Source organism: Ruegeria sp. BJ6, from assembly GCF_056537885.1.
The window spans coordinates 846,865-867,248 of the sequence record NZ_JBQFSG010000001.1 but is presented as its reverse complement, the minus strand read 5'-3'; the positions used below and the strand labels follow the sequence as shown (position 1 = coordinate 867,248).

17 protein-coding genes are annotated in these 20,384 nt (G+C 55.0%); 4 read left to right on the top strand and 13 right to left on the bottom strand.

The annotated features are described in order from the left end of the window. Window positions 1-54 precede the first annotated feature (54 nt). A complete protein-coding gene (locus tag ACR0D6_RS04190; protein ID WP_480764573.1) occupies window positions 55-2,337 on the top strand; it encodes an adenosylcobalamin-dependent ribonucleoside-diphosphate reductase in 2,283 nt (760 codons plus the stop codon). Between the two features lie 285 nt (window positions 2,338-2,622). Here ACR0D6_RS04190 and ACR0D6_RS04185 read toward each other — a convergent pair whose 3' ends face one another. The 9 genes from ACR0D6_RS04185 to ACR0D6_RS04145 all read right to left on the bottom strand — a co-directional run bounded on the left by ACR0D6_RS04185 (window position 2,623) and on the right by ACR0D6_RS04145 (window position 14,286). Continuing rightward, window positions 2,623-2,985 carry a YybH family protein gene (locus ACR0D6_RS04185; RefSeq protein WP_480764572.1) on the bottom strand — a complete coding sequence of 121 codons (363 nt, stop codon included), beginning with the start codon at window positions 2,983-2,985 and terminating at the stop codon, window positions 2,623-2,625. 371 nt (window positions 2,986-3,356) lie between these two features. After that, window positions 3,357-5,105, bottom strand: coding sequence for an AMP-binding protein (locus tag ACR0D6_RS04180; protein WP_480764571.1), 1,749 nt, complete (start codon window positions 5,103-5,105; stop codon window positions 3,357-3,359). Between the two features lie 12 nt (window positions 5,106-5,117). Continuing rightward, window positions 5,118-7,475 (bottom strand): amidase, encoded by a 2,358-nt coding sequence (locus ACR0D6_RS04175; protein WP_480764570.1) that lies wholly within the window; start codon window positions 7,473-7,475, stop codon window positions 5,118-5,120. Window position 7,476: 1 nt separating this feature from the next. Then, window positions 7,477-8,193: an ABC transporter ATP-binding protein gene (locus ACR0D6_RS04170; RefSeq protein ID WP_480764569.1), complete on the bottom strand. Its 717-nt coding sequence runs from the start codon at window positions 8,191-8,193 to the stop codon at window positions 7,477-7,479. Further along, complete coding sequence (locus tag ACR0D6_RS04165; protein WP_480764568.1) at window positions 8,186-9,223, bottom strand: branched-chain amino acid ABC transporter permease; 1,038 nt, start codon at window positions 9,221-9,223, stop codon at window positions 8,186-8,188. Before ACR0D6_RS04165 ends, ACR0D6_RS04170 begins: the two co-directional genes overlap by 8 nt. Further along, on the bottom strand, window positions 9,223-10,089 hold the full coding sequence (locus ACR0D6_RS04160) for a branched-chain amino acid ABC transporter permease (protein ID WP_480448566.1): 867 nt from the start codon (window positions 10,087-10,089) through the stop codon (window positions 9,223-9,225). Before ACR0D6_RS04160 ends, ACR0D6_RS04165 begins: the two co-directional genes overlap by 1 nt. Window positions 10,090-10,178: 89 nt before the next feature. Next, window positions 10,179-11,399: an urea ABC transporter substrate-binding protein gene (locus tag ACR0D6_RS04155; RefSeq protein ID WP_480764567.1), complete on the bottom strand. Its 1,221-nt coding sequence runs from the start codon at window positions 11,397-11,399 to the stop codon at window positions 10,179-10,181. Between the two features lie 51 nt (window positions 11,400-11,450). Further along, window positions 11,451-13,052: a flotillin family protein gene (locus ACR0D6_RS04150; RefSeq protein WP_480764566.1), complete on the bottom strand. Its 1,602-nt coding sequence runs from the start codon at window positions 13,050-13,052 to the stop codon at window positions 11,451-11,453. 133 nt (window positions 13,053-13,185) lie between these two features. Beyond that, complete coding sequence (locus ACR0D6_RS04145; RefSeq protein WP_480764565.1) at window positions 13,186-14,286, bottom strand: substrate-binding domain-containing protein; 1,101 nt, start codon at window positions 14,284-14,286, stop codon at window positions 13,186-13,188. A 58-nt stretch (window positions 14,287-14,344) separates the two neighbouring features. Here ACR0D6_RS04145 and ACR0D6_RS04140 point away from each other — a divergent pair, with 58 nt between their 5' ends. Then, window positions 14,345-14,824 (top strand): MarR family winged helix-turn-helix transcriptional regulator, encoded by a 480-nt coding sequence (locus tag ACR0D6_RS04140; RefSeq protein ID WP_480764564.1) that lies wholly within the window; start codon window positions 14,345-14,347, stop codon window positions 14,822-14,824. A gap of 276 nt (window positions 14,825-15,100) precedes the next feature. On the opposite strand, the gene ACR0D6_RS04135 is transcribed toward ACR0D6_RS04140, so the two are convergent. From ACR0D6_RS04135 to ACR0D6_RS04120, 4 genes are all read right to left on the bottom strand, one after another. Further along, window positions 15,101-16,132, bottom strand: a complete 1,032-nt coding sequence (locus ACR0D6_RS04135) for an NADP-dependent oxidoreductase (RefSeq protein ID WP_480764563.1) — start codon at window positions 16,130-16,132, stop codon at window positions 15,101-15,103. A 264-nt stretch (window positions 16,133-16,396) separates the two neighbouring features. Further along, window positions 16,397-17,275 (bottom strand): sigma-70 family RNA polymerase sigma factor, encoded by an 879-nt coding sequence (locus ACR0D6_RS04130; protein ID WP_480764562.1) that lies wholly within the window; start codon window positions 17,273-17,275, stop codon window positions 16,397-16,399. Beyond that, window positions 17,272-17,733, bottom strand: a complete 462-nt coding sequence (locus ACR0D6_RS04125) for a carboxymuconolactone decarboxylase family protein (protein ID WP_480764561.1) — start codon at window positions 17,731-17,733, stop codon at window positions 17,272-17,274. The genes ACR0D6_RS04130 and ACR0D6_RS04125 overlap by 4 nt, the downstream gene beginning before the upstream one ends. Window positions 17,734-17,981: 248 nt before the next feature. Then, complete coding sequence (locus ACR0D6_RS04120) at window positions 17,982-18,476, bottom strand: MarR family winged helix-turn-helix transcriptional regulator (RefSeq protein ID WP_480764560.1); 495 nt, start codon at window positions 18,474-18,476, stop codon at window positions 17,982-17,984. Window positions 18,477-18,554: 78 nt separating this feature from the next. Between ACR0D6_RS04120 and ACR0D6_RS04115 the strand changes: the two genes are divergently transcribed. Continuing rightward, window positions 18,555-19,463 (top strand): DMT family transporter, encoded by a 909-nt coding sequence (locus ACR0D6_RS04115; RefSeq protein WP_480764559.1) that lies wholly within the window; start codon window positions 18,555-18,557, stop codon window positions 19,461-19,463. Next, window positions 19,460-20,101, top strand: a complete 642-nt coding sequence (locus ACR0D6_RS04110) for an NAD(P)-dependent oxidoreductase (protein WP_480764558.1) — start codon at window positions 19,460-19,462, stop codon at window positions 20,099-20,101. Before ACR0D6_RS04115 ends, ACR0D6_RS04110 begins: the two co-directional genes overlap by 4 nt. Window positions 20,102-20,384 lie beyond the last annotated feature (283 nt).

Genomic DNA, 20,384 nt, shown 5'->3' with positions numbered 1-20,384 from the left:
TTTGCGTGGCTTCTGGTCTAAGATGGATGCCTCTTTCTAGTCAGGGAATCACCAATGAGCCGCTTTGCCGCCCCCATCGCCGAGCAGATCTGGGACATGAAATACCGCTTTAAACAGGCAGATGGCACGCCCATCGACCAGACGGTCGAGGACACGTGGCGGCGGATCGCGCGGGATTTGGCCAAGGTAGAAAAAGACCCCGCGCTTTGGGAGCAGAAGTTCTATGAAGCGCTGGAGGACTTCAAATATCTGCCCGCAGGGCGCATCACCGCCGGGGCGGGTACTGCACGGCAGGTGACCCTGTTCAACTGCTTTGTGATGGGCACAATCCCCGACAGCATGGGCGGGATCTTCGACATGCTGAAAGAGGCCGCGCTGACCATGCAGCAGGGCGGCGGCATAGGCTATGATTTCTCTACCATCCGGCCACGCGGCGCGGATGTGCACGGGGTGGCGGCGGATGCTTCTGGGCCGCTGTCCTTCATGGATGTTTGGGACGCCATGTGCCGTACCATCATGTCTGCCGGTTCGCGCCGGGGTGCGATGATGGCGACGATGCGCTGTGATCACCCGGATATCGAACATTTTATTACCGCCAAATCCGACCCGGCCCGTTTGCGCATGTTCAACATGTCCGTTCTGGTGACAGATGCCTTTATGGAAGCGGTCAAGGCGGACGGTCCTTGGGAGCTGGTGTTCGACGGCAAGGTTTATCACACGGTTCAGGCCCGCGATCTGTGGAACAGGATCATGCAGGCGACCTATGACTATGCCGAACCCGGCGTGATCTTCATCGACCGTATCAATCAGGCCAACAACCTGAGTTACGTCGAAACCATCGCCGCCACCAACCCATGCGGTGAACAGCCGCTACCGCCATATGGTGCCTGCCTGTTGGGTTCGGTCAATCTGGCGCGGCTGGTGGCAGAGCCGTTCGAGAATGGCGCGCATCTCGATGAAAAGGCGTTGCAGGAGCTTGTCGCAACTGCCGTGCGGATGATGGACAACGTTGTGGACGCCTCGAAATTCCCGCTGCCAGAGCAGGCGGCCGAGGCGCAGGCAAAACGCCGGATCGGACTTGGGGTGACGGGGCTGGCTGATGCTCTGCTGATGCTCGGTCTGCGCTATGGCTCGGACGAGGCGGCGCGTCAGACCGAGCGCTGGTTGCACGCGATCGCCCGCGCCGCGTATCTGGCGTCGGTGGACCTGGCACGCGAAAAGGGCGCGTTCCCACTGTTCGATGCAGACGCGTTTCTGGCAAGTGGTGCAATGCAGGACATGGACGAAGACGTGCGCGATGCGATCCGCGAGCATGGCATCCGCAACGCGCTTTTGACCTCAATCGCGCCGACCGGGACGATCTCGCTTTACGCGGGCAACGTCTCGTCTGGGATCGAGCCGGTCTTTGCCTATGCTTATACCCGCAAGGTGCTGCAGAAAGACGGATCGCGTACCGAGGAAGAAGTGGTGGATTACGCCGTTCAGCACTGGCGCGACAAATTCGGAGACGCCGAATTGCCTGACTTCTTTGTCAACGCCCAAACGCTGACGCCGTTGGATCACGTTAAAATGCAGGCTGCGGCCCAGAAATGGATCGACAGCTCAATCTCGAAGACGATCAACTGCCCGGAAGATATTTCGTTCGACGCGTTCAAGGATGTCTACATGCAGGCCTGGGATCAGGGCTGCAAGGGGTGCACCACCTATCGTCCCAACGATGTGACGGGGTCCGTTCTGACGGTTTCCGAAAGTTCAGATAAAGCACCGGGTGAAAGTGCCGATGCACCGCACGAAGTCGAGGGCGGCGATGTCATCTATATGTCCGAACCTCTGGATCGTCCCCAATCGCTTGAAGGGTCGACCTACAAGCTCAAGTGGCCCGACAGCGAGCATGCGATCTATCTGACCATCAATGACATTGTAATCGGCGGCCGTCGTCGTCCGTTCGAGGTGTTCATCAATTCGAAGAACATGGAGCACTATGCCTGGACACTGGCGCTGACGCGGATGATCTCGGCCGTGTTCCGGCGGGGGGGTGATGTGTCCTTTGTGGTTGAAGAACTGAAGGCAGTGTTCGACCCGCGGGGTGGGGCCTGGGTCAAGGGCAAATACATCCCTTCAATTTTGGCCGCGATTGGTGGCGTTATCGAACAGCATCTGATCGCTATCGGCTTTCTGGAAGGTGAGGGGATGGGCCTGAAATCCGATCCGCAGGCGCAGGTTGTGAACACGGACGCCCCTCGCGGCAAGGCCTGCCCCTCTTGCGGGCAATTCGATATGGTCATGATCGAGGGGTGCATGACGTGCCGCAGCTGCGGCCATTCCAAGTGCGGTTGACCCCTGTATCGAGCTGTTTGCTGTTGCGTGTCACGCGGCATGACCTAAACGTCTCAATAGGTCATTTTATACAAATCAAATGAAGAAATGGCCTCGGTTCTAATCCGAGGCCGTTTGCTTTCAGGCTGGGGCTGGCGAACATAGTTGGTGGTGGATTGAAGGTGCCACGGGTTCGTTGGACAATCACAGATAGTGGTCAAGTCGCCGTGCTGCACAGCGATGCCGCCCACGTGCGACCAGCCGCCTTAAAGCATTTGTTTTGACAGTTGCGACGTTCCGCAAATTTTATTCGTCGAAATTCCAGATGTCGCGCTGAACCTTCCAGCCGCTGTCACCTTTGCGGAAGTAGAGAATGTACTTCCCAGAGAGTTTTTGTCCGCCCATGGAGCCAGTCAATGTTCCCATCGTAATGGCAATGTCTCCGCTGACCTGTGCCTCGGTAAGATCGGCTACAACATCACCTAGGCCGCCATCAATTGCTGCCTGCCAATATTCCCGAATGGCTGCGTGACCTGACATCATCGGCGCCCCCGGGGGCATGGCTGCGCCATCTTCGGCATAGGGTGCCGTTGCCTTATCTGCGTCCTTTGCGTTGATTCCATCGATTATGGCCGCGTCGAGTGCCTTTACAGTGTCAACATCCGACATCATTTCCTCCCGAGTTTTCCCGCTGATGCCCTCAGGCTACCATAGGAGCCTGAGTCGATGCTAAATCTTGGGTAAGCCGTTGAAATACTTGGAATGCGGGAAGCGCAACGTGGTGGCTTTGGCCGCTATTCGTTTGCCACATGAGGGATGCGCAATATTTTTGCGCTCCGCCGACCTTTAGCGGTGGCACGTTAGTGCACTTAAAGCGAAAGGCCGGTCTGACGGGCCGCACAGCAGCATCTTCAAGTTGTGGCGAAGGTCCGCAATGGGCCGCCCTCAGCCAGACCAGACGCATCTAACCCTCGGATGCCGAGCTCGTTGGTTGGCACCAAGACCAATTGCCTGGATGCTGCATGTTGCGCGAATGACCGCTATCCAAGCATTTCCACCATCTTGTCCCGCATTACGAACTTCTGTGGCTTCCCGGTGATCGTCATTGGAAGCTCGTCAACGATGCGGATATGCCTCGGTACTTTGAAGTGGGCAATCTGTCCATTCAACGCATCGCGGAGCTCGCCTTCGGTCAGCTCCATGCCGGACTTGGCAATTGCCCAGGCGCAGACTTCCTCACCGAACTTCTCATCAGGAATGCCGAAGACCTGAACATCACTGACCTTTGGATGCCGCATCAGGTATTCCTCGATCTCGCGTGGATAGATGTTTTCTCCGCCACGGATGATCATGTCCTTCACACGACCCACGATGGAGCAAAAGCCATCATGGTCGAAAACGGCAAGATCACCGGTATGCATCCATCCGTCCACGATGCTCTCGGCGGTTTTCTCGGCGTCCTCCCAATAACCCTTCATGACGGAATAACCACGGGTGCAGAGCTCACCCTGAATGCCAACGGGCACAATTTGCCCATCCTGATCGACGATCTTCACCTCAAGGTGAGGATGAACGCGTCCAACTGTTTCGCAGCGTTTGTCGGTGGGATCGTCCACGAAACTCTGGAAGGACACAGGCGAGGTTTCGGTCATCCCATAGCAGATCGTGACCTCTTTCATATTCATTGCGGAATTCACGCGTTGCATGACCTCTACGGGGCAGGGTGCCCCGGCCATGATGCCGGTGCGCATGTTGGATAGATCACGTGGATTACCTTCAAGGTTTTCAAGCATCGCCACAAACATTGTTGGCACGCCGTAAAGGGCCGTGCATCGCTCTTTTTCTAACGCATCAAGTGTCTGCGGCGCATCAAAACCTTCGCCGGGGAAGATCATAGTCGCCCCTTTGCTGACAGCGCCGAGCACGCCCATGACCATGCCAAAACAGTGATAGAGTGGCACTGGAATCGCTAACCGGTCCGTCTCGGACAGACCAATGCGATCAGTCACGTACCGCGCATTGTTGACGATGTTATAGTGAGAAAGCGTGGCCCCTTTGGGCATCCCCGTCGTACCGGAGGTGAACTGAATGTTGATGGCATCATCGGGGCTAAGTGTCTTGTCGATCTCTGGGATTCGAAGTTGCTGGGCCGGGCCGCCAAGTTTCCTAAGCGTTTCGAAAGAATACGCACCGGGACCCGGTTGGTCGTCCATGATGATGACGTTTCGCAAATGCGGCAACTTCGCTGCACGCAGACGTCCCGGCTCGCAATCTTCAAGTTCGGGGGCGAGATTGCGGACCATGCCTGCGTAGTCGGAGGATTTGAAGGTTTTGGCCGCGATAAGGGCTTTGCAGCCGACCTTGTTCAGGGCGTATTCCAACTCACCCAAGCGATAGGCAGGGTTGATGTTGACCAAAACAAGCCCGACACGAGCGGTTGCAAACTGCGTAAGCACCCATTCGAAACGATTGGGTGACCAGATCCCGACCCGATCCCCCTTTTCCAGACCAAGCGCCAGTAACCCGGAAGCCAGTTCATCGACGGCGCGATCCAGGTCGTAATAGCTCATCCGTATGCCTTGCTCGTTGAATACGGCGGCTTCTCGGGGGCCAAATCGTGAAACGGCATCGCGCAAAAGCTGGGAAATGGTAATATAGGCCAATGGTGGAGTTGTGGGGCCGCGGACATATGATTTGCCGTCTTGAGGCGCCGTGGCTTCACCGATTGTCTCGGTTCGCACATCCCATTCAGAAATTCGAACCGACAGACTTTCGCTCAGGATTGACATATCGATCCTCCCTTACATGTTGCGCCAGTCGCCCGATTGCTCAAAGGCATCCGCAGCCTGGTAGATCTTCATTTCACCATAGTTTGGACCGACAAGCATCATTCCGATGGGCAGGCCCTCGCTCAACCCGCAGGGTATACTCATAGCTGGTAGTCCACCGTTAAAGGGTGCCGTGTTAGGAACCATTTCAAAGGCACGCTGTACGTATAGACTGAGCGAGCAGTCAGCAGGCGGATGAGGTTGTGGCTTGATCGGAAGAGTTGGCATCAACAGAAGATCATATTTTTTTAGCGCTGCCAGATATCGTTCGTTGCAGAGCCGCATGATGTTTTGACCTTTGCCGTAGAACCGGCCCCTGTACTGGCGCTGAAAATGCTCTCCGACAAACATGCAGGCCTTGAGTGAATGGCTGAGTTCATCCGCGCGGCCCTGCCATTGTGCCATGTGATCAGTCATCGAGGGCAAGAACAGACCCCTGTAATTGGTCCCTGTTGAATTGCCCCACATCATGCCATCCTGAAGGCCCTCAAGTGTAATCGCGGTCCACGCATCCATGGCAGTGTAATGCTCGGGGATGGAAGCCTCTTCCACCCGCGCGCCCAATTCGCGAAAACGATCTGCTGCTTGCATGACCTTTGCGTCGACATCGGCTTCGGAGTTTTCATGCCCGAAGCCCTCCTTCAACACGCCGATCCGCATCCCATGCGCACCGCGACCTAACGCTTCAGTATAACTGTAGACTGTGGGCTTGTACTGGCGCGGATCAAGACCGTCTTCGCCGGCCAGCACTTCAAGCAGTAACGCATTGTCGGCAACGTTGTTTGTCACAGGTCCGAGGTGGTCAATGGTCTGTTCGATTGGCATCGCGCCAGTGTACGGGACAAGTCCATGGGTGGGTTTCATACCGTAGACTCCACAATTGGAGGACGGAATGCGCACTGAACCACCCTGATCACCTGCGATTGCCATGTCCACTTCACCAGCGGCCACCAGCGCTGCCGATCCACCAGAGGAGCCGCCCGCCATGTAACCTCGCTTCCAGGGGTTATGTATCGGCCCTTTGGCGTTGGTGTGCGACCCTCCTGAAAGGCAGAAATTTTCGCAATGTGCTTTGCCGGTGATGATGGCCCCGGCATCCAGCATTCGGGTCACGATTGTGGCGTCAATCTCGGGCGTATAGCCTTCCATGATGGACGAGCCATTCATCATCGGTACGCCAGCGAGGCAAATCGTGTCTTTTAGAGCAATGCGTTTTCCACGCAATTTGCCATCCGGTGCCCCCCGCACTTCTGTTTTCACGTACCATGCGTTCAGTGGATTTTCGGACGGGTTCGGGAAATGGCCGGGGCTGCGTGGATAGCGAACTTCGGGCAGGTAGTCGGGCATCGCATCCAGACGGTCATAGGCCTGCATGTATGGCTCGATGATCTCGCGGTATTCGTTCAGATCTTCATCGGACAGGTTCATTCCAAACCGGCTGGCCATGTCACGCATCTGCGAAAGGGTTGGTCGTTTTATGGTCATGTTCGTCACCACGCTTGCGGCAGCCGGTTGGATCTCGGTTACTGCCTGAGATTTGGTTCGTGTTGTGGATGTTTGCCGGGTCGCCGGACGTGCACTGGCCTGCCCTCGGGTCGAGCGGGCCGCCCCGAAGCCGAGAAACTGATCAACCTTTGCCTGATCAGACAGGTCGGCTTTACTGAGTTCCCCGGTAATGCGGCCGCGTTCAAGTACAAGAACCCGGTCGGACAGGTCGGAGATGAAGTCGAAATTCTGTTCGACAAGAAGAATGGAAAGCCCCCGGCTTTCGCGCAGGGCCAGTAGCGTTTCACCCATCTCCTCGATGATCGAGGGTTGGATTCCTTCGGTTGGTTCATCCAGCAGAAGGAAATCCGGATCGCCCATCAGGCACCGGGCAAGGGCCAGCAATTGTTGTTCACCGCCAGACAGCGCGCCACCTTCACGGTCAAGCAGCGGACGCAGACGCGGAAAGTCCGCAAGAACGGCTTCCATGACATCGCTTTCAGAAGCACCAGCATATTCATGCCAGGCAAACCGTAAATTGTCGCGAACGGTCAGCTGCGGAAAAATTCCCCGCCCCTGGGGTACATAGCCAAGTCCCAATCCTGCCCGCTCGAATGGTGACATCCCGGTGATGTCGGTTGAATGAAACCTGATCGTCCCGGACCCTGCGGGCAGGAACCCCATGAGGGTCTTCAACAGTGTGGTCTTTCCCATGCCGTTATGGCCCAGAATGCCTACCACCTCATTTTCCGCTACCGCGAATTCGATCCCGTGCAGGATTGGCACTTTGCCATACCCACCCGAGACACCTTTGACTTCAAGTATGTTTGTTACGTCATCAGTCATCTCAGGCCTTCTTTCCAAGATAGACGTTTCGAACGGTGGGATCTGACATTACGCGATCAACGTGATCTTCCATCAGTACTTTTCCCTGGTGGAACACCGTCACCATCTCGGCAATTGAGCGAATGAACTGCATGTCATGCTCGACGATGATGATCGCAGCAGTCTTGTTCAGCTCATGGATGATCTCTGTCATCCGCTCAACATCCTCGGCGCTCATGCCTGCCGCTGGTTCGTCCAAAAGCACCAGCCAGGGATCTCCGACAGCGACAAGGCCTAGCTCAACGCGTTGTCGCTCGCCATGAGCCAGCCGCCCGAGATCGTCCCGGGCAATCGAGCCAAGGGCGAGACGTTCGATGATTTCCTGTGTCTTCCGATTGGCATCCTGGGGATCGTGAAACCGCCTTGCCGCAAGCCAGATGTTTTCGAACACGCTGAGGCTGTCCATTACATTGGGTGTTTGCGTCTTGATGCCCACGCCCATCGAGGCGATTTGATGAGGCATCCAATGCGTAGTTTCTACTCCGCGCATAAATACCTCGCCTTCTGTTGGCGTTTGCAACCCCGTCACGCATTTAAAGAACGTGGATTTACCGGCCCCGTTTGGTCCGATCAGGCAACGCAGCTCGCGTGCGCGGAGTTTGAAATCAACGTTGTCAGACGCGACAACACCGCCAAAACGCATCGTAAGTCCATGAGTTTCGAGAACAGCTTCAACCATTGACTCGCCCTCGGTTCATCATGCGACGTTGCTGATGAATGCGGCCCAATGGGCGGCGGCCAAAACTCACTTTCCAGAGACCAGCCAATGCTGGAACGACGCCTTTTGGCAGGAACAGGACGAACAGCACTAAAATCAGACCTGTGATCAGTGTGTTATCTACCAAAGTTTGTTGGCCCAGAAGGAACTTCAGATAGGCCAGTCCAGCGGCACCAAGGATCGGGCCCAAGCGCGTACCCAGCCCGCCAACGATGCACCAGATGATAATCTCGGCCGATTGGCCAAGGGAAAACAAGCTTGGGGTTACAATTTCGGCCCAGTTCGCGAACAACGCACCGGCCAACCCAGCAATGGCGGCGCCGGTGGCAAACAAAACGGTTTTTCTGGCCCGAACATCGTAGCCCATGAGGGACATGCGGGTTTCATTTTCGCGAATGCCGACGGCGATGCGACCAAAGCTTGATCTCAGCAATGCCGACACAAGGAAGAACACCAGCCCCAGCAAAACGGCACAAACATAGAAATAGCTGTCTCCCCATATGTAGTCGTCCGGGCTTCCAGGGATGTTCAAGGTCTGAAATCCGGGAATGCCGTTGAATCCGCCTAGTCGAGCATCTCCAATCACATATTGCGGTCCGGCGGTGGAATTGATGAACTTGAATAGGATCAATGTCACAACCAGAGTGATGACCCCAAGGTAAACATCGTTCAGTCGTCCGTAGAACATCATTGCTCCAAGAAGAGCAGCGAATCCTGCCGGAACAATAACGGCAAGGATCATCGGAACCGTGCTTTCACCGATGTTGATGGCCGCAACGGCATAGGTGTAGGCCCCCAGCCCAAAAAATGCGGCCTGGCCAAAGCAGAGGATACCGCCGAAGCCCCAGATCAAGCCAAGGCTCAGCCCTAACATCCCATAGACGATCAGAACGGTCAGCGTGTATGTGCTGATCATCAAAGGCATCACCCAGATCAGAAAGGCCGTGACGAGGATGATCGTGATGGTGTCTTTTGACAGGCTCCCTTGCATCACAGCTTCCCCTTGAAGAACTTGCCCGTGATCCCCTGTGGCAGCAGGCGAAGCAGCACGACTGCTGCGACCAACAGAGCAACTTCACCGATCACCGGAGAAATGGCGAAGGTGAATATCTGGTTCACCACGCCGAAGAAACCGGCGCTCGAGAAGAGACCTGCAATCAAGGATGGTCCGCCTGCGATCACGGTGATGAAAGCCTTGGCGATATATGCCCCACCAGATGTCGGCACGAGGCCAACCAGTGGCGCAAGAACGGCCCCGGCCAAACCAGAGAGGGCAGAGCCACAAAAGAAGGTCGCCATGTAGATGCGGTCGGGACTGTAACCCAATGCCGCCGCCATATCCGAACGCTGCATCGCGCCTCGTGCGATAAGCCCTGCGCGCGTGGCCTTCAGGATTGTTAGCATCCCGATCAGCAACAGAATTGCGACCACGATGATGAAGAAGTTGTAGCCGTTGATCTGATAGTTCCCGATGGCAAAGCCTGGGATCGGCGTCGAAATCCCTGTCGTTGTATTGCCAAAGATCATGGTGGCGAGACCAATGAAGAACAAGCTCAACCCCCAGGTCGCCAACATCGTATCGACCAACCGCCCGTAAAGATGGCGGATAACCAGCCGTTCGACCACTAGCCCGATCAGACCTACGACAATGGGCGCAATGATTAGCATGGCCACGAAAATGTTCACGCCGAGGTTCACGGCGGTGATGGTCGCGTACCCGCCCATCATCATGAATTCGCCATGGGCGAGGTTGATCACTTTCATCATGCCGAAAACAACCGCGAGCCCAGCGCTGATTAGGATCAGCGAGGCGACCGCGTAGAGCATTTCGACAAGAATGACGACGGTTAAGTCCATGAGAATGTGTTTCCGTTGGAAAGATTTGATGGCTCGACAATGGGCGTGCGGAGCGACAATGCCGCCGCCCCGCCGAAATCTGCAGGAGATCAGATTTCGATTTCGTACTGCGAGTTGTCGTCCGGGTTGGCTGACAGATCGCACACAGCCTGCGTATCGATCGGCTGGCGCTGCGGCAGCGTTTCGATCACCTTCATGCCCTGGTTCTCAATTTCCATAATGTGAACATCCAGCACTGCGTGGTGCGTTTTCGGATCGACTGTGACCTTGCCCGCCGGCCCATCAATCGACAGTCCGGATTCCAGAGCTGCAATCAACGCATCGCGATCCATCGAACCTGCTTGACGCACGGCTTCAGCCCAAGTCATCACACCTTGATAATTCGATACTGCGATCTCATGGATCAGGTTGCTATCGCCATAGGCAGCTGCCCACTTTTCTTTGAGGGCGTTGTTCGCAGGTGTATCGAGCTCCTGACTGTAGTTGTAGGCAACCATAATGCCGTTGCCTTCCTCCGGTGTCAGAACCTTGTGCTCGTTGCCTACGCCCAAAGTGGTCGAAGCCAGCGGAATGCGGTCTTTCATACCAGCGGCAGCCCACTGACGGAAAAAAGACAGATGCGCACCGCCTACAAGCGGGGCAATCACCAGATCGGGACCGACAGATTGAATCTTCGCGATAGTGGCCCCAAAGTCGCTGACATCCAGCGGGAAGAAATCGACGCCCACCGTCTCACCGCCATTGTCAGCCACAAATTTCTGAATCCAGCGCGCAGTGATTTGACCATAGTTATAGTCGGCGGCGAGGATGTAGACCTTCTTGCCGGACTTGCCCATGGCGTAGGGTACAAGCGCCTCAACCTGCTGTGCCGGTGTTACGCCGTTGATAAAGATGTTCCGGTCGCAGACGCCGCCTTCGTAAAGCACATTATAGAAATAAGGCGTTTTTGTTTTGCGCATTGTCTGGCGGATTGCTTCTCGCGAGGCCGACAGAATGCCGCCATGTACGACGTCCACCTGGTCCTGGCGGGTCAATTGCTGGCCATATTGTGAATAAAGCGCCATGTCGGACTGGGTGTCATAAGCCACGACTTCGATCTGTTTACCCAGTAGTCCACCAGCGGCGTTGATCTCGTCCACAGCCAGACGCATGGCCATGTCCATCGGCTTGCCATAAGCATCAAAAATACCAGAGGTATCAAGGATCGAGCCCAGCTTTATCGTATCTGCGGCCATTGCCATGCGGGGCAACATCGAAGCGCCTGCAAGGGCCGCTGTGCTGGCCAGAAAGTTACGGCGATTAAGTGACATTTCAATTTCCTCCCTAATGTCATGCCTGTTGGATGCCGGACGGCTTTTCCGTCACTTGTCGTTCTTAGGTTTGTCTTTGATCCGGTTGGCGTAGTCGGCAGTCCGACCTGCAAGATTTGCATCAAAATCAAACCCGATTTCTTCGCCCATCTGCTTCATCGCCGGCAGACGCACGGCCATGCCTAGGATCTGGTCCATGGCCGCACCAAATGCGCCGTCAATCCCTTCGCCCGCGCCAGAGCCATTGCCGCTGCCTGCGCCAGAGATCTGGTTGATCTTGATCGAGTCGATCTTTTCAACCGGTTTCATCATTTGCGTCATGATTTCCGGCAAGCGGTCGAGTTTGCGCTCTTCCAGACGCATCCGGATCACTGCATCACCAAGTGTGTTTTCAGCTTGATTTAGAGCAATGCGGCCAGCGGCCTCGGCTTCCATGCGCGCGCGTTCAGCTTCGCTGGCCTTGGTTTTTGCGGCAGCATCAGCCTTGGCCTTCTCAAGCAGCGTTTCGACATCGCTCTTGACCTTGGCACTTTCGAGCTCAAGCTCTTTTTCCTGTTTCAGGCGGGCGGTTTCCCGTTCACGCTCTGCGATGGCACGTTCTTTCTGCGCCTGAACGTTTTCCGCCGCCAGTATCACTTTGACCCGGGCTTCTTCCTCTTCCGCGCGCGCCTCGGATTCTGCGGCTCGCTTCCGGGCAATCAGAATGTCGTTTTCGATCTTTTCTTCTTCAAGAGCGCGAATTGCTGCCATCTCGGCCTTACGCAGAGCCTCATCACTTTCAACTTGCGTCGCCTTTACCCGCTTTTCGTTTTCGATCCGGGCGGTTTCGCTGGCGAGCTTTGCCTCGTCGCACGCTCTTTCTTCTCGGGATTTTGCGTCTGCCTCGAGCTTGGCCAAGTGCTCTCGCTGCGCAATCTCGGTTTCGCGTTCCGCGCGCTGCAACTCTAGCTGCCGCTGATGCTGGGCCAGGTGGCTTTCGCGAACTGCAACCTCGGCCTCTGTTTCGATGCGGATGCGCTCTTTGCGTTGGTCCGCAACCAACGCTGCCAACTGACGCATTCCTTGCGCGTTGAAGGCGTTGTTTTCGTTCCACTGGCTCAGATCGCTCTGATCAACTGCAATCAGCGAGGCAGAAACCAGGGTCAGCCCTAATTTTGCGGCCTGCGTTTCGATGGCGTCTGCCACATCCTTGGAGAACCCCGAGCGATCCAGGTGAATTTCTTCCAACGTGCGAGCAGCTGCTGCACGTTGTATTGCGTCCACAAGCGAACCTGCGAATACTTCCTTGACGCTGTCGCCACTGCGCGCGATCCGCGATCCCAAGGCCTGCGCAGCTGTTGAGATTCCTTCATCGGTAGGTGCCACGCGAAGCTCGAATTCGAACTGCACATCCGCCCGCATCTTGTCCCGCGTCAAGACGGCATCGCGACCTTCGCGGCTGATGCTGAAGGTCAGCGCACCCATCGACACTTTTTGAATCTGGTGCAAAATGGGAAGAGATAAGCAACCACCGTCGGTGACAACGCGGCGCCCTCTAAATCCGGTTCTCACAAGCGCAGTGTCCAAGGTCGCTTTTGCGTAATATCTCTGCAGAAACCAGATTGCGATCAGCGCGATGACTACCAGCAGAACTAGCGTGATTACCCAAGCCAAGGCAATTCTCCCCAATTGACCAATCGTCAGACCTGTGGCCCGCGATCCATTCGTTCGCTAAAGCGTGGGAGAATTTAGTTTCCATTTCAAGTAAAATAATTGAAATGGAAAATATTTTACTTAATGCTTTGAATTATAATTCTTTTATTACCTCGAGTTTCAACCCATCTGCGCGTGCAAGGTAGATTGGTGCCCGCTCGCTCTTGTTAAAAGACGTCTGTTTGCGCCCACTTCGATAGATCACCGGTAGGGCATCTGTAACACTATGCTCCCGCCAGACTGTTGCGTGTCGCTGCATCAACCCGGCCAGAAAATGCACCCCCTCATAGGTGGATTGCCCCAATGTGTTCAATACCGGTGCCTGATCCCCATGCACCCGGTAGTATTTTTCCTTGAATGCTGCGTTTGCTTCCGTTGGAAGTCCGCCAAAATAGGATGACGCGGCGAACATACGGCGGCTGTTACTTGCCCCGCATCCAAGCAAACCGTTCTCATCAAGCGCGCAGGATAACCGGACCATCCGGTCGTGTAGTTTTGCCTTGCCAAACGCCCGATTGAACGTGACAGCGTCCTGACCAATTAGAGAGATCAGTACCGCCTCTGCGCCTGATCTGGATATTTCTTCCACGAATTGGTTCATGCTTTTCAGGCCGAAGGGAAGGTATTTTTCATAGGCCAATCCAACTGACATCTCCTGAAGTTTGGACTTGGCATAGTTGTGTGACGTTCTGGGCCAGACGTAGTCGTTGCCAATCAAAGCCCAACTCCGAGGCCGATATTCGTTCTGCAGATGCTCCATTGAAGGACCAAGCTGTTCATCGGGTGTTTCGCCGATTGCAAACAATCCATGCGTTCGCTCACCACCTTCATAGAGTGGCGTGTAGATGTAAGGAATTCGCTGGCGGACAATCTTGCTGAGACGATGCCGGACCGAGCTGAGATGCATCCCGACGATTGCATCGATCGACTCCGTTTCGATCAGGTCGTTCACGGTCTCTTCGATTGAAATACTCGCCTCCATGGCGGCGTCTATCATGACGAGCTGCACCTTGCGGCCATCAATTCCGTTTGTCCGGTTCAGCTCTTCGACAGCGACCTGAGCACTTGAGATGCAGGACGGCGCCCAAAGACCCGCGGCGCCACAAAGTGGGATAAGGAGGGCTATCCGATACGTTCCCTTGCTGCGCAACACCGGATCATCGCGCAGTTCTTCAAGTTCGGTTGGTACAGCCAAAAGAGTCGTCAAAGTGGCTCAGCCTTTCCCAGACTTATCGAGGACCGCTACATACCAATTGATTTTACTTTCCAAGTCAAATAATTTCAGGCTGTCAACAACAGGTACGCCGATGCAAACGAGCCCAAGTTCAATTCAGGACTATCTTTCATATGCCCTAGCGGCGGCACATCGAAGGATGTCTGCATCATTGAGCGCACGTCTAAAGCAGCACGGAATTCAGATCGAAGCGTGGCGTATTCTCGAAACTTTGGAGACGGGCCAACGGTTAACTATGGGACAGCTGGCAGAAGTCGTTTTGATGAACCCACCAACGCTGACCAAACTGGTGGACCGTATGGTTTCAGATGGTTTGGTCCATCGACAAGTGGCCCAGGCTGACCAACGACAAATCAACGTTCTTCCAACAGCGCTTGGCAAAAAACGAATGCTGCAAATCCGGCAGGAAGTGCAAGAGCAAGATGCGGAATACCAATCCCTGCTCGGAAAGGAAGAGGCTGACAAACTCATCGAGCTTTTGCGCGGTGTGGTTCAATAGCGCTCTAATCGCAAGGCCAAAGTCCAGACAGCAGGCCTGCACTTGAGTTGATTTCATAGGAAAATTTTTAGAAAGCAGCCCTTCGCCGAAGCCCCCAAAAGGCGCCTTTGTTGCGCACAGTGTGATTTCGACCCACCGCATATTTCGCGGACGCAGCGAACGACAGCTTCGACGGGCTGCAAAGTGGCGACCCAGTGTGGTAGTCACCGGCAGGGAAGGGCCGTCGTTCACTAGAGCCTTTTCAAAGAACCACGCGCTATCACACTGCAAATTCGGTTAACCGACTTTTACAACCATTTTCCCAAAGTTTCCGCCGGCCAGTAGCTGATTGAATGCTTCCGGGGCATTTTCCAGCCCTTCAATCACATGCTCCTTGTAGTTTATTGAACCGGATTCGAGCCAGGCTTTCATGTCACGGACAAACTCCTGGTATATGTCGGGACCGAAGTTATCGTAGATTATGAAACCCTGCATTTTGACTTTCATTCGCAAGATAGTGCCCATGATCGCTGGACCCATATCCGGGCCGTCTGGGAGGCCAGGCAGGTTGTACCAAGATACAATGCCGCAAACGGGTACCCGCGAAAACGGGTTCAAAAGGGGCAATACGGCATAAAGAACTTTGCCTCCTACGTTCTCGAAATAGACGTCAATTCCATCCGGACATGCCTCGCACAACTGCGCTGCCAAGTCGCCGGATCGATGGTCCAAACACGCATCAAACCCAAGGTTTTCGACAACATGGGCGCACTTTTCCGAACCGCCAGCAATGCCAACCACGCGACATCCTTTAAGTTTGGCAATCTGACCGACTGTAGCGCCGACTGGACCTGCCGCTGCAGCCACAACGACTGTTTCACCAGCCTTGGGTTCTCCGATTTTCAGAAGTCCAGCATAAGCCGTGTATCCGGGCATGCCGAGAATTCCAAGCGACCAAGACGGGTTATCCGGGGCTTTTCCTAAGTTGACCACCTGAGTTCCGTCTGAGACAGCGAAGTCCTGCCACCCGCTTGTGTTAAGAACGTAGTCTCCGACTTCGAACTCTTTGATGTTGGATTTGACCACCTGTCCCACGACCTGCGCAGTCATAACACCGCCAATCGGAACGGGTTCTGCATAGGATTTAGCATCGTTCATTCGGCCGCGCATGTAAGGATCCAGCGACAGATAAACCGTTCGTACCAGCATCTCTTCCGGACCTGGTTCAGGAATGCTTGTAGTTTCAAGGCGCAACGTATTTTCGTCCGGTTGTCCGTTTGGTCGTTCGGCAAGAACAATACGGCGATTGGTGTCAGATGCTTGGGGCATTGTGACCTCGTTCAAAGCTGTTTGACTGCAGCAGAGACTGAAATGGGCTGGAGTGCAACCAGGCAGTGCATGTAGGTTTGCAAACTGATTTTTTTAACGAATTTTGCGGAGGTTTGGCGGTAGCACGCCAGCCAGCCATGCGCCGCGTGGATAAAGAGATGCCTCAGGAAACACTGCACAGCAGCATTAGATAGCAACGCTCAAGGTGGGTTCTCCTCCGGCCATATTGTCGGCCTGGTCAAGTAGGTTACCATTGATGGGTGGTCACACGTCGAAGGATAGATGGCGTGTCTTTTCTGGATTGCGCACCACGTAAATCGCTGTAATTACCTCGCTTTCGATCTCCAACGACGTGGTTTGCAAAATGCCGCCGGTTTCGTGGCTGAGGATCGATGGCAGATTGTTCAGGTGACAGAATTGCCATTGCTGTACCGGTTGACCGGAGTATTTGCGCGCCAGTCCAGACAATAGCCGCATCACCTTGTCCCGTCCTAAAATCGGATTGAGTGTCGCCAGAACTTTGCCGCCGCCATCCGAAACAAATCGAACGTCCTGCGCGAGCAATTTTGTAAGTGCGGCTGTGTCGCCGCTTTTGGCAGCCCAGAAAAAAGCTCTAGCGATGGCTTCGCCCTGTTGCGGCTCAACCTGAGTTCGGGGCTTGCTGCGCTGCACATGCTTCCGGGCACGGCTAACAAGCTGGCGGCATGATTCAGGTGCGCGGTCCAGTACCTGTGCCAGTTCGTCATATGAGTGCTCGAACACATCGTGGAGTAGAAAGGCTGCCCGCTCGAGAGGAGTTAGCCGCTCTAGCGCCAATAAGAGCGCCACCGAGACGTCACGGTCCAGTCGGTCGGTGGCATCATCTGTGATTAGTGGTTCGGGCAACCACTCGCCGGGATAGGCCTCGCGCCGAGTACGCGCGGCCCGCATGTGATCTAGGCATAGCCGCGTGGTGGTTCGGATTAGAAAACCTGTCGCGTCTCGTACACTGGTATGATCAACCTTCTGCCAACGCAGAAACGCGTCCTGCACTACATCCTCAGCGTCACTAACGGAGCCAAGCATTCGATAGGCGACCGCGAACACGCGCGGTCGCAGATCGACAAATGTCTGGTCGTTGTCGGGTGAAGTCATATGACTCATGCAGCCGAGGCCTCCTTGGCGGCAGGATGTGGCGTTGCAAATCCAATAGCAATGCGGTTCCAGGCGTTGATCGTTGTCACTACTAACGTCAGGGCGATCTTTTCCTGATCTGAAAACTGAGCGGCCATTTCCTGATAGGTGTGATCCGGTGCACCATTCTGCTCGATGCGGGTCAGCGTTTCGGCCCAGGCAAGAGCGGCGCATTCACGCTCGGAATAAAGAGACGACTCTCGCCACGCATTCAGCAGGTGAAGCCTGTCTTCATTCTCACCCTGCGAACGCGCGTCATGGGTGTGCATGTGGATGCAGAAGGCGCAACCGTTGATCTGCGACACGCGCAGTTTAATCAGCTCAATTAGACTGTGCTCGAGGCCCGCAGTTTTGAGGCGTTCCTCCATGTCGAGCATTGGCTGCATCAGTTGCGGGGCAACGGCGAAATAGTTGAGACGGGATTGCATTTAGTGCTCCTGTTTTTGTGGTGTACGGAAACAGGACGCGGCAGACATGGAGTTTGTGACACGGGCGCGCAACAAATCAGTTTACCGGCGCGCAGGGCAAGCAGTTTAGACGCTATTGAACAGAAGAATTTTCACCTTCGTTTCGCGAATATGTTGCCATGAGATTCCTGCTTAAGTGCTTTGCCTAATTGGCAAGTCGTGTTCTGAAAATGTGATGGTTTCTTGGAAGCTGCCTAACTCACCAGTATTCATTTTGAATCTGCATCAACCGTTTCGCCCAGTGCTTTTAGCATTGCATTCAAATTATCGCGCTGCGCGGGTGATAGCCCCTTCAATAGCCGATGTTGCGTTTCAACGTGATCTGTAACGGCTTTTTCGATTTTTGAGAAACCGGTCCTAGTCAGTCGGATCAGGAAGCCGCGTTTGTCTTCCGGGTTTGGCACGCGCTCGACCAGGCCGATTTTGACGAGCTGGTCGATCCGATTGGTCATTGTCCCTGACGAAACCATGGTCAGGTCAAGCAATTCTCCCGGCGACAAACCTTCAGGCTTTCCGGATCTACGCAGCGTCGCCAGGACATCAAAGCTGGCGGCGTTGAGACCGTAAACCTTCCAAGTTTTCTCCATTTCTTTTCTGAGTTGAACCGCCAGGCGGGCGAGCCGCCCAATCGTTTCCATCGGACTGACATCAAGGTCAGGTCGGGCCTTGTTCCATTGCAAGACGATGCGATCTACGTGGTCCATAGAGGCATAATGCGAGGATTTATCTTGACGTCAAGAGAAATGAATTTATCTTGACGTCAAGATAAACGGAGAATCCTCATGAAACATCACGTCGATATCGCGCTCACTGCTATTGCGCCGCTGGTTTGGGGCAGCACGTACTACGTTACGACTGAATTTCTTCCCGCAGGGTATCCAATCACAATGGCTGCGCTGCGTGCTTTGCCTGCTGGCCTGCTTTTGCTCATTCTGGCCCGGCAACTGCCGCAAGGTATCTGGTGGATGCGCGCCTTCATTCTTGGTTCGCTCAATTTCACACTGTTTTGGACTTTTCTGTTTGTGGCGGCCTATCGACTACCGGGCGGAGTAGCTGCAACCGTCGGAGCGGTTCAGCCTTTGATTGTCGTGTTTTTGGCTGCAATGCTGATTGGTACGACGGTCAAGACGTCTGCGGTGGTTGCGGCAACGATCGGTATCGCCGGGGTCGGTCTTCTTGTGCTTGGCTCGGGGATATCACTTGATCCGATTGGGTTGCTGGCAGGCATCGGCGGCGCAGTCTCCATGGGGGCGGGCACAGTTCTGACCCGGAAGTGGCAAGCCCCTGTACCACTTTTGACCTTGTCGGCCTGGCAGCTCACAGCAGGGGGGCTGTTGCTGATACCACTGGCGTTTCTGTTTGAGCCTACGCTTCCCCCTTTGAATGTGAGGAATATCTACGGCATCGCCTATCTGACCCTGATAGGGGCTGCGCTGACATATATTTTGTGGTTCCGAGGCGTTTCCCGGATCGAGCCCGGCGCGGTTTCAGCCCTTGGTTTTCTAAGCCCACTTTCCGCAGTCATTATTGGCTGGATGCTACTTGACCAGTCTCTGACGCCCACTCAGATCGCCGGAGCCGGAGTTGTACTCACTGCAATCTGGCTTGGGCAGCGCGCCGGGCGTTCCAGCCCTCCCGCACTTGCAAAAACTTCCTACTCACACCTCAACCCAAAAGGAGAATATTCATGAAGCTTGTCGTATTTGGAGCCACTGGCGACGTGGGTTCTCGCGTCGTGACCGAGGCGATCTCACGTGGCCATGATGTAACCGCGGCCGTAAGAAATAAGGCGGGGCTCGACAAGATGCCCAAAGGCACCAAGTCGGTCGTTGCGGACGTTGCCGACCCCGCAGCTTTGGCCACCGCCATGGCCGGTCAGGATTTAGCCATAAGCGCCGTGCGCACACCTGCGGGGCGCGAAGGCGAAATCGTTGCACTGACCAGATCCATCCTAGAAGCCGCGTCCCTTGCCAACCTTCGGGTGATCATTGTGGGCGGTGCCGCTCGTCTGCATCTACCCGATGGCAGTCCGCACACCGTCTTGTCAGATCCCGACTTTCTGCCCGAGAGCATTGTACCAATCGCGCGTGCTTCAATGGCGCAGTGGGAACTCTGTTTATCTGATGCATCAGCGAACTGGACCTATGCCAGCCCGTCCGCTTTATTGCAGCCCGGCGAGCGCCGGGGGGTGTTCAGAACCGGCACAGATAACCTGATTGTTGATGAAGCCGGCAATTCGCAGATTTCTATGGAAGACTTTGCAATCGCAATTATGAATGAGGCTCAGTCAGCCAAGTTTCCACGCGCCGCCTTTACTGTAGGCTACTGATGCCCCAATAACCGGTCGCTTTGGTAAATCGCACGCGATACTGTCGGTATCGACGTTTGAAGAATTCGCAAACTCCAAAGTCCTGAGCGCAATTTGAGTGGTGGCGAAGTGAAACCCGACATCGTCCATTCGTAATGGTTGTCACTGCCTCAGACTTTGGAAATCCGGATCGGTTCCCTGTTCAATTCTCGTAGACCGGGGAACTGTCAAAATCGAAGGTTGTTACCCCGAGTCAATCCCTGCGCGCCGTGGCAGCATTTGGCTTTTGGCCAGAACTAAACAA

Bases quoted from the DNA above. Each gene is read 5' to 3' on its own strand.
- ACR0D6_RS04110 (WP_480764558.1), top strand. From the start codon at position 19,460: ATGAAGCTTGTCGTATTTGGAGCCACTGGCGACGTGGGTTCTCGCGTC.
- ACR0D6_RS04125 (WP_480764561.1), bottom strand. From the start codon at position 17,733: ATGCAATCCCGTCTCAACTATTTCGCCGTTGCCCCGCAACTGATGCAG.
- ACR0D6_RS04185 (WP_480764572.1), bottom strand. From the start codon at position 2,985: ATGTCGGATGTTGACACTGTAAAGGCACTCGACGCGGCCATAATCGAT.
- ACR0D6_RS04175 (WP_480764570.1), bottom strand. From the start codon at position 7,475: ATGACTGATGACGTAACAAACATACTTGAAGTCAAAGGTGTCTCGGGT.
- ACR0D6_RS04170 (WP_480764569.1), bottom strand. From the start codon at position 8,193: ATGGTTGAAGCTGTTCTCGAAACTCATGGACTTACGATGCGTTTTGGC.
- ACR0D6_RS04130 (WP_480764562.1), bottom strand. From the start codon at position 17,275: ATGAGTCATATGACTTCACCCGACAACGACCAGACATTTGTCGATCTG.
- ACR0D6_RS04165 (WP_480764568.1), bottom strand. From the start codon at position 9,223: ATGCAAGGGAGCCTGTCAAAAGACACCATCACGATCATCCTCGTCACG.
- ACR0D6_RS04120 (WP_480764560.1), bottom strand. From the start codon at position 18,476: ATGGACCACGTAGATCGCATCGTCTTGCAATGGAACAAGGCCCGACCT.
- ACR0D6_RS04135 (WP_480764563.1), bottom strand. From the start codon at position 16,132: ATGCCCCAAGCATCTGACACCAATCGCCGTATTGTTCTTGCCGAACGA.
- ACR0D6_RS04115 (WP_480764559.1), top strand. From the start codon at position 18,555: ATGAAACATCACGTCGATATCGCGCTCACTGCTATTGCGCCGCTGGTT.
- ACR0D6_RS04180 (WP_480764571.1), bottom strand. From the start codon at position 5,105: ATGTCAATCCTGAGCGAAAGTCTGTCGGTTCGAATTTCTGAATGGGAT.
- ACR0D6_RS04160 (WP_480448566.1), bottom strand. From the start codon at position 10,089: ATGGACTTAACCGTCGTCATTCTTGTCGAAATGCTCTACGCGGTCGCC.
- ACR0D6_RS04155 (WP_480764567.1), bottom strand. From the start codon at position 11,399: ATGTCACTTAATCGCCGTAACTTTCTGGCCAGCACAGCGGCCCTTGCA.
- ACR0D6_RS04190 (WP_480764573.1), top strand. From the start codon at position 55: ATGAGCCGCTTTGCCGCCCCCATCGCCGAGCAGATCTGGGACATGAAA.